The sequence below is a fragment of the Streptomyces sp. NPDC056948 genome (genome assembly GCF_042674225.1).
Classification (GTDB): Bacteria; Actinomycetota; Actinomycetes; order Streptomycetales; family Streptomycetaceae; genus Streptomyces; species Streptomyces purpurascens.
The window spans coordinates 1-2,813 of sequence record NZ_JBHUQX010000147.1 but is presented as its reverse complement, the minus strand read 5'-3'; the positions used below and the strand labels follow the sequence as shown (position 1 = coordinate 2,813).

4 protein-coding genes are annotated in these 2,813 nt (G+C 70.5%); all 4 read right to left on the bottom strand.

Going from position 1 to position 2,813, the window contains the following annotated elements; translation table 11 throughout:
• Window positions 1–964, bottom strand: a 964-nt coding sequence (locus ACFTZL_RS20175; protein WP_382584420.1) for an acetyl-CoA C-acyltransferase, incomplete at its 3' end; no start/stop codon positions are given.
• A gap of 38 nt (window positions 965–1,002) precedes the next feature.
• Window positions 1,003–1,632 carry a TetR/AcrR family transcriptional regulator gene (locus ACFTZL_RS20170; protein WP_382584417.1) on the bottom strand — a complete coding sequence of 210 codons (630 nt, stop codon included), beginning with the start codon at window positions 1,630–1,632 and terminating at the stop codon, window positions 1,003–1,005.
• Between the two features lie 15 nt (window positions 1,633–1,647).
• On the bottom strand, window positions 1,648–2,436 hold the full coding sequence (locus ACFTZL_RS20165) for an SDR family oxidoreductase (protein ID WP_382584414.1): 789 nt from the start codon (window positions 2,434–2,436) through the stop codon (window positions 1,648–1,650).
• The coding region (locus ACFTZL_RS20160) for an acyl-CoA dehydrogenase family protein (protein ID WP_382584411.1) at window positions 2,433–2,813 on the bottom strand (381 nt) is incomplete at its 5' end. The genes ACFTZL_RS20160 and ACFTZL_RS20165, both read right to left, overlap by 4 nt.

Below are 2,813 nucleotides of genomic sequence, written 5' to 3'. Positions count from 1 at the left end.
CCTTCAGCCAGGCCAGCACGACCGACGCGAAGGCCTCGTTGATCTCGACCAGGTCGATCTCGTCGAGCGTCATCCCGGACTTCTTCAGGGCGTACGCGGTGGCGGGGATCGGCGCGGACAGCATGCGGATCGGGTCCTCGCCGCGCACCGAGAGGTGGTGGACACGGGCCCTGGGGGTCAGGCCGTGCTCCCGTACGGCCCGCTCGGACGCGAGGAGCATGGCCGAGGCGCCGTCGGAGATCTGGGAGGAGAGGGCGGCCGTCAGCCGGCCGCCCTCCACCAGCGGCTGCAGTCCCGCCATCTTCTCCGAGCTGGTGTCACGGCGCGGTCCCTCGTCATGGGCCACGTCACCGTACGCGACGGTCTCCCGGTCGAAGCGGCCCTCGTCGATGGCCCGGACGGCCCTCTGGTGGGAGCGCAGCGCGAACTCCTCCATGGCCTCCCGGGTGATGTCCCACTTGCGGGCGATCTCCTCGGCGCCGAGGAACTGGTTGACCGGCCGGTCGCCGTAGCGGGCCCGCCAGCCCTCCGAGCCGGCGAACGGGCCCTCGGTCAGGCCCAGCGGTTCGGCGGCCTGACGGGTGGCGAAGGCGATGGGGATCTGGGACATGTTCTGCACGCCACCGGCGACGACCAGGTCCTGGGTACCGGAGAGGACGCCCTGTGCGGCGAAGTGCAGCGCCTGCTGCGAGGATCCGCACTGGCGGTCGACGGTCACACCGGGCACCTCTTCGGGCAGTCCGGCGGCCAGCCAGCAGGTGCGCGCTATGTCACCGGCCTGCGGGCCGACGGTGTCGAGGCAGCCGAACACCACGTCCTCGACGGCGGCCGGGTCGACGCCGGAGCGCTCCATCAGCGCGGTCAGCACGTGTGCGCCGAGGTCGGCCGGGTGGACGGCGGACAGTCCGCCGCCCCGCCGGCCCACCGGGGTGCGCACCGCTTCGACAATGTAGGCCTCGGCCATGACGTCTCCTTCTCTCTGTCTGCGACAGGCAGGACTGCCTATGAGTCGTGCAGGGCGATGCCCTCCAGCATCATCGACAGGTACTGGCGGGCGATCTCCTCGGGGCTGTGCCGGCCGCCCGGCCGGTACCAGGACGCGGCGACCCAGACCGTGTCGCGCACGAAACGGTAGGTGAGCCGTACGTCCAGGTCGGCACGGAAGACCTTGGCGGACACTCCGCGCTGCAGCGTGCCCAGCCACGCCTTCTCGAACTTCTGCTGCGACTCGACGAGATAGGCGAAATGCGGCTGGGTCACGAGGTGCTTGGACTCCCTCTGGTAGATCGCTACTGCGGCAAGGTGCCGGTCGATCTCCCGGAAGGACTCGGTCACGAGAGCCTCCAGGGTTTCCCTGGGTCCGAGCCCGGCGGAGAGCACGGCGTCGTAACGCGCCCAGAGCTCGTCCAGGAAGCCGGAGAGGATCTCGTCCAGCATCGACTCCTTGGAATCGAAGTGGTAGTAGAGGCTGCCCGCCAGCATCCCCGCCGCGTCCGCGATCTTGCGGACGGTGGTGGCGTTGTAGCCCTGCGCGGCGAACACCTGGGCCGCGATGGCCAGGAGTTCCTCGCGCCGCTCGGGCGGGCTCACCGAGCTCTTCTTGAGGTCACTGCTGCTCTTGCTGTTTGCCACCGGGCCATTCTCGCCTCACGGGTGCTGGCTGCTGACCGACAGGACCTCGCCGGTCAAGTACGACGAGTAGCCGCTGGCCAGGAACACGATCACGTTGGCCACCTCCCACGGTTCGGCGTAGCGCCCGAAGGCCTCCCGGCCGGTCAGTTCCTCCAGCAGTTCGGGGGTGGTCACCTTGACGAGGTGCGGGTGCATGGCCAGGCTCGGGGAGACGGCGTTGACCCGCACTCCGTAGGCGGCGGCCTCCACCGCGGCACAGCGGGTGAGGGCCATGACACCGGCCTTCGCTGCGGCGTAGTGGGCCTGGCCCTGCTGCGCGCGCCAGCCGATCACCGAGGCGTTGTTGACGACGACGCCGCCGGCGCCCGCGGCCTTCATGCGGCGCAGGGCGGCGCGGGTGCAGCGGAAGGTGCCGTTGAGGGTGACGTCGACAACCTTGTTCCACTGCTCGTCGGTCATGTCGACGAGGTCGGAGCTGCCGCCCAGGCCCGCGTTGTTGACCACGATGTCCAGGCGTCCATGGTGTTCGTCGGCGTGGTCGAACAGCGCGGTGACCTGTGCCTCGTCCGTGACGTCACAGGGCAGTGCGGTGACGCGGTCCGCTCCGAACTCGGCGGCCAGTTCCGCCTCGGACTCCTTCAGGCGGCGGGCGTGGGCGTCGGAGATCACGATCCGGGCGCCCTCCTCCAGCAGCCGCCGGGCGGTGGCACCGCCGATCCCGGCACCGGCGGCGGCGGTGACGACGGCGGTGCGGCCGGTGAGCAGATGGTGGCCGGGCAGGTACGGGGGTGGAGCCGAGGTCATGGGCGTACCTCCTTGGGCAGGCCGAGGACGCGCTCGGCGATGATGTTCCGCTGGATCTCGTTGGAGCCGGCGTAGATCGTGTCGGAGCGGGAGAAGAGGTAGAGCCGCTGCCAGTCGGTGAGGTCGTAGGGCTCACCGGCCGCCGCCATGCCGCTCGCTCCGCAGACGTCCATGGCGAGCTCACCCAGCTCCCGGTGCCACGTGGCCCAGAAGATCTTCCCGATGGACGCCTCGGGACCCGGAGCGCCGACGGCGACCCCGTCGAGCATCCGCAGCGCGTTGCAGCGGATGACCTCCAGACCGGACCAGGCGCGGGCGATGCGGTCCCGGATCAACGGGTCGGCCGCGGCGCCGCTGCGCTTGGCCAGGTCGATGAC